The organism is Candidatus Magnetobacterium casense (assembly GCF_019173545.1).
Lineage (GTDB): Bacteria > Nitrospirota > Thermodesulfovibrionia > Thermodesulfovibrionales > Magnetobacteriaceae > Magnetobacterium > Magnetobacterium cryptolimnobacter.
Genome location: NZ_JABXWD010000265.1, coordinates 1 through 4,981, shown reverse-complemented (window position 1 = coordinate 4,981; position 4,981 = coordinate 1). Strand labels below are relative to the sequence as shown.

10 protein-coding genes are annotated in these 4,981 nt (G+C 49.5%); all 10 read left to right on the top strand.

What is annotated here, in order from left to right; genetic code table 11:
- Window positions 1-79: 79 nt before the first annotated feature.
- On the top strand, window positions 80-415 hold the full coding sequence (locus HWQ67_RS12955; protein WP_218253110.1) for a hypothetical protein: 336 nt from the start codon (window positions 80-82) through the stop codon (window positions 413-415).
- A gap of 8 nt (window positions 416-423) precedes the next feature.
- Window positions 424-897: a hypothetical protein gene (locus HWQ67_RS12950; protein ID WP_218253109.1), complete on the top strand. Its 474-nt coding sequence runs from the start codon at window positions 424-426 to the stop codon at window positions 895-897.
- Window positions 898-909: 12 nt separating this feature from the next.
- Window positions 910-1,197, top strand: a complete 288-nt coding sequence (locus HWQ67_RS12945; RefSeq protein WP_218253108.1) for a hypothetical protein — start codon at window positions 910-912, stop codon at window positions 1,195-1,197.
- Window positions 1,198-1,203: 6 nt separating this feature from the next.
- Entirely contained in the window at window positions 1,204-1,884 is a 681-nt protein-coding gene (locus tag HWQ67_RS12940) for a DUF6682 family protein (RefSeq protein ID WP_218253107.1), read from the top strand.
- A 22-nt stretch (window positions 1,885-1,906) separates the two neighbouring features.
- Window positions 1,907-2,191, top strand: a complete 285-nt coding sequence (locus HWQ67_RS12935; RefSeq protein ID WP_218253106.1) for a hypothetical protein — start codon at window positions 1,907-1,909, stop codon at window positions 2,189-2,191.
- On the top strand, window positions 2,192-3,472 hold the full coding sequence (locus HWQ67_RS12930) for a hypothetical protein (RefSeq protein WP_218253105.1): 1,281 nt from the start codon (window positions 2,192-2,194) through the stop codon (window positions 3,470-3,472). It abuts the gene before it with no gap.
- 3 nt (window positions 3,473-3,475) lie between these two features.
- On the top strand, window positions 3,476-3,805 hold the full coding sequence (locus HWQ67_RS12925) for a hypothetical protein (RefSeq protein ID WP_218253104.1): 330 nt from the start codon (window positions 3,476-3,478) through the stop codon (window positions 3,803-3,805).
- 2 nt (window positions 3,806-3,807) lie between these two features.
- Window positions 3,808-4,182, top strand: a complete 375-nt coding sequence (locus tag HWQ67_RS12920; RefSeq protein ID WP_218253103.1) for a hypothetical protein — start codon at window positions 3,808-3,810, stop codon at window positions 4,180-4,182.
- The gene (locus HWQ67_RS12915; protein ID WP_218253102.1) at window positions 4,179-4,625 is read left to right on the top strand and encodes a cell wall hydrolase; all 447 of its coding nucleotides are present in this window, start codon (window positions 4,179-4,181) and stop codon (window positions 4,623-4,625) included. Before HWQ67_RS12920 ends, HWQ67_RS12915 begins: the two co-directional genes overlap by 4 nt.
- A 12-nt stretch (window positions 4,626-4,637) precedes the next feature.
- On the top strand, window positions 4,638-4,981 hold a 344-nt coding region (locus tag HWQ67_RS12910), incomplete at its 3' end, for a hypothetical protein (RefSeq protein ID WP_218253101.1).

Below are 4,981 nucleotides of genomic sequence, written 5' to 3'. Positions count from 1 at the left end.
AACTGACTTTTTATGCGGTTTTTGAAAATGGATTCCCGTTTTCACGGGAATGACAAGAAATGGTATTTTGTGCCCATCTGTGTCATTCCTGCGTAAGCAGGAATCCAGAAAGTGCGAAACCATAGCACCGTATTCTGATGCCGGAGGTCTTGCAAGCACCAATGGCACAGTGACTACCGGAGGTGTAAACAGTGATGTTTATCCTTTGATATATCTGTCTCAGGATTGTTGTGCAACGGTTGCCCTTAAGGGTATGACGGCTGTATCTGTAACGATAATCAATGCGGATGCTCCCGATAAGTCAGACGTTCTCGGTCAGGTAATGAAGGCCGGCTGGAAGACTTATAGCACGGCAGTAATCCAGAATCATCTGACGATGGCAGTTGCCGAGGTAGCCGCCACTGAGTTGTCATAGGAGGATACATGAACAGTTCTATTTCAGGAATGAGCGGCAGTCAGGATATATTTGATATTCTGATTCTTCTTAACAATCGCACGTATGGCAATAGCGGATTTACATCTGTAGGCGGAGCGACAGCAACGGTTAAGACGGTCAAAGATGTAGACTACAGCATCAATGGTAAGGTGTTTACGAAGGCCGCCACGGCCTCGATTGCCCTTACAGCGTGCCCCGTGCAACCCGCCGGTACAACATACGACTATCTCGTCAGTGTTGACGCTTCCGGTAACGTAACATGTACGATGGGTCTTGACATTGATGAGTATACGAAGCAGTGGAGTCCCGTCAGGCCGTCATTGCCTGCAGATAACGCCCCGCTTGGATACTTCACGGTGACAACGGATGATACGCACACGTTTACTGCCGGTACAACGAACCTTAACGCTGCCGGTCTAACGATAACGTATTATGCCCTTAGCACTGCGTTGCTGTCATAGGAGGAGATGTTTATGAGTTCTAAGATTAGTGGTGTATCATCTGATACGCTGATGTCTCTTGGAGACAAAGGTCAAAAGGAACGGATGTTTCTTGTCACGGTGCATCCCGGAGCAACGAATCAGAAGGAGGACTCGATGGCCATTTCTGTTAACGGGAAGGTGCTGCAGATTAAGTATGGTCATCCGGTAACTCTTCCTGAGAGGTTTGTGGAGTGTCTGCGTAATGCCATTGTGGATATCTGCAAAGATGAACCACCTCGTTCGTTGTATCCGTTTACGGCTGTACCGGTTGATGTTTGATAGCGTATGACGCTTTCAGAGTTGATAGTGGCTGCACGTGTGAGCTTTCTTGAGGATAACGTATCGCCTCAACTTTGGAGCGATTTGGAGTTGAAGCGTTATGCCAATGAGGCAGAGGTTGAGGCTTGCAGACGCAGTGAGTTGCTGTTTGACTCAACTACCCCCGATGTATGTCAGATTGCTGTTGTAGCCGATGTTGCAACGTATCCTTTGCATTCCAAGATACGGCGTATTGTTTCTGCAATTCTTGGTAGCAGTGATTATGTTTTGAGACAGTTTGCGCGTCATCAGATGGACAGACAAACGGGGCCGTTGCTGAACTGGCGTTTTAGTAGTGGTCAACCTTCAGGGTATTTGGTTGATGTAACGTCAATCCGTTTTTTTCCGACACCCGTATCAGCCGACACCGTATCACTTGAGGTAGTGCGATTTCCGTTGCATGATATGGTCAATGTCAATGACACGCCTGAGATACCGGAAAGCTATCACTATGGCCTTGTCAAGTGGATGTGTCATCTTGCGTATAGCAAGTCCGATTCAGACGGTTTTAATGCGGGTTTGTCGCAGATGTATGAGGCACGTTTTGCGCAGGAGTTTGGATTGCGTATGAGTGCGTTAATGGAGAAATCAATCAAGACCTTACCCCTTGGCAACATGCGTATGACGTCACGAGGGTACGGTTTATAGTCAGGAGGTGAAACACTTGTGGTTGGATGATAACAAAGGAGTTAAGGTTGTTAGAGCGACAAACGGTGGTTTTATAATTTACCACTGTGTAAAGAAAGAGCCACCTCCCAAGCGAGGTAAAGACGGCAATTTCGTTGAGTCTGAGTATGAAGACAGGACGGATGTAGCCGGAGATTTCAAGTCAGCCGTCAAGATAATAGAGCGTGTTCTGATGTCAGACAATGCATCAGACGATGACGGAGATGGCGACGAATACTCCGATGCATTTCATGAAGTCAGTTCAGATGAAGATGTCAGTGAGGCTTAGTTGCCTAGACCTCCTGTAAAGTCAATCTCTGTTAAGTCGTTCAAAGGACTTGTCAACCGTCGTTCTGCAGAGCGCCTGGAGCTTGGTGATTTGACGGAGGCGGTCAACGTTGTCATTGACGACACCGGACAGGTCAGGCGACGACGTGGATATAAGAGGTTGCTGTCCGGTGCAGGTATTCACTCAATCGGCGGCGGGCCTGAGTGCATCCTGTACCGTCATGGGACGGGACTGTACCGGTTTGACATGGCATCCTGTACCGGCAGCCTGTTGCGCAACGGGATAGCAACGTTGCATCGGATGTGGTATCTGCCGTTACTGGACAGGGTGTACTACAGTGACGGAGCCGTAACAGGCTGCGTGCAAAACGGCCTTGACCGGACGTGGGGTCTGGCGCCGCCATCTGGTGTGTTTGTCGGTTCGACCTCCGGCAATCTCAAGTATGGCCGTTACCATGTCTGCCTGACGTACCAGGCCGTAGGCGGCCAGGTCAGCGGGAGTTGTCCGCCGGTGCACATTGACGTCGATGCCGGCGGCGGTGTTGTCATTACGTATCCGGCTTCAACAGACCCTCGTGTCAACGGCATTAACATTTGGCTGACCACTCCCAACGGAAGCACGTTGTTTCATGTCGCAACGGTTAGCAACGTTGCCGGTATATTTGTTTATCGTGGCAGCGCAACGGAGCTTTACCGCAACCTTGCAACGGCTAACTGCTACCCGCCGCCGCCTGGACAGTTGCTTGAGTTCTATCGAGGACGAGTGTATATCGCCTCCGGCAACGTTGTCTACTACAGCTTGCCAAACAGCTATGAGTTATTTCGGATCGGCTCTGACTACCTGCCTTTTGAGTCTGACGTTACGATGCTGGCTGCGGTGGATGACGGATTGTATATTGCAACGGCTTCAACGGTGTACTTCCTTCAAGGCAATGAGCCACCGATGATGGTCCTGAGCATGGACAAAGGCGGAGCCGTCTATGGTACGCAGTCAGTAGCCGAAGCGTCGAGGGTGTTTGACGGTCAGATGCAGGGCCGGTGTGTGTTCTGGCGTGGCAGAGAGGGCATTTGTGCCGGCTTTGCCGGAGGTGTCATACGCAACGTGACGCAGACACGGTATGCCTTTGCTGCTGCGGATGTCGGTGCCGGGATTGCAAATCAGGCGGATGGTGTGTATCAGTACGTCGTAACGGTACAGGGAGCGCACGGGCAGTCAGGCCAGTATAACCATGCCGCCTGGGGCAAGAATACAGCGCCGATGGTTACGGTGTCAGGAGGTTAAGAGATGGATGACCTTGAGCGCCTTGCCTGGGAAATGCCGCCTGTGTATCACCGTGTGTTTTACTGGCTGCGTCAAAACATGACGCGTGAAGAAAAATTGATTTCCGTTAATCGTGGTGTTGGGGTATGGCTAACGTCATGTATGTTGTTGACAAGTTACGATACCATAGCCCGTGGAGTATCTTACTATGAGCGTGGGATTGAGCGTGTGCCGTCCAAAAAGACAATAGGCAGCGTGTTAAGCTGGCTTCAACGCAACGGTATAATCAACTATGTAAGTAATCGCAGTGGCACAACTATAACGGTGCATGTCAGTGACACAGTGGAGACATAAGCATGGCACGTTTTAATGATCGCATCAAAGCCAGATCGTGTGAAGGCTGCAAGAAGTATGATACATGCACTGAGCCTTGCGTTTATCTTGATGCAATCCTTAGTGGAGAAGAGTGTGTATCGTCTGAGTTGCCAGCGCTGATTGCGTATGATGACAACATCGCAACAAAAGATTACAAGGAAGTTCTGTCAGAGGCGTGTGTGCTGTCTGACGTTGAGCGGATTGATAAAATCAAACGAATAGATAGTCTATATCTTCGTGCAGTTGCTTCCATGCTGGTAGTTGGCTTGCCTGTTGTGGAGATAGCCTCTCTGCTTAAGAAGTCCAGGACACAAGTGTACAGGGATATAAACAACGGATACAGGAGGAAAATGTGAAAAATTGTTGGACACACAAAACGCACGATGCGTTCTTGCAGTCTCCGGAGGTATCGTTATTGGCAACAACGATGTTGCTTGAGGCTGGCGGAGAAGGTGAGCTTGGTATGGAGGCCGTTGCTCAAGTAATAATGAATCGTGTATATGATGAAAGAAAACGATACGGCAACACGCTCAAAGAGGTTATATTACGCAAGAAACAGTTTAGCTGTTTCAACTCTGACGTGTTAGAGAAGGCCAAGAAAGCCCTTTTGGAGATATATAATCACGATTCTTTGGTAGATATGGCGTATCAGTTTTGTCATAACCTGCGAACCTGTCCTGCCGTCAAAGCCGCAACGCACTACTACAACCCCAAACTTGCCAATCCCAAGTGGGCAGATAGCCCAGGAATGGCATTTGTCAAACAAATTGGCAACCACATCTTTATGAAAGAATTGTAAGAAGGAGGAAATATGGCATTAAGATTATCCACAGGTCTAAGAAACAAGATGCTTGGCATCAAAACGAACATGTTCACCAATGGTACGTTTGCAAGCGACTTCACAGGCTGGAGTCAGCTCTCCGGCACAACGGTACGCAACGCCGGCGCCGGAGCCAACGCCACCAGCGGCTTTGCAGAATGCACAGGATCAGGGGCAGCGGTAGGGAAGTTCACCACCTCCGCAGGCATTACGGTCAAGAGCAACCAACTCTACAGGCTCACCTACTACTACCAGAAACCGGTAGTAGTAGGTGAGCCTGTAGAGTTGGTTGCTCTTGACCGTAATGCCTGCGGAGGTGGTGAACTTCCCTACCG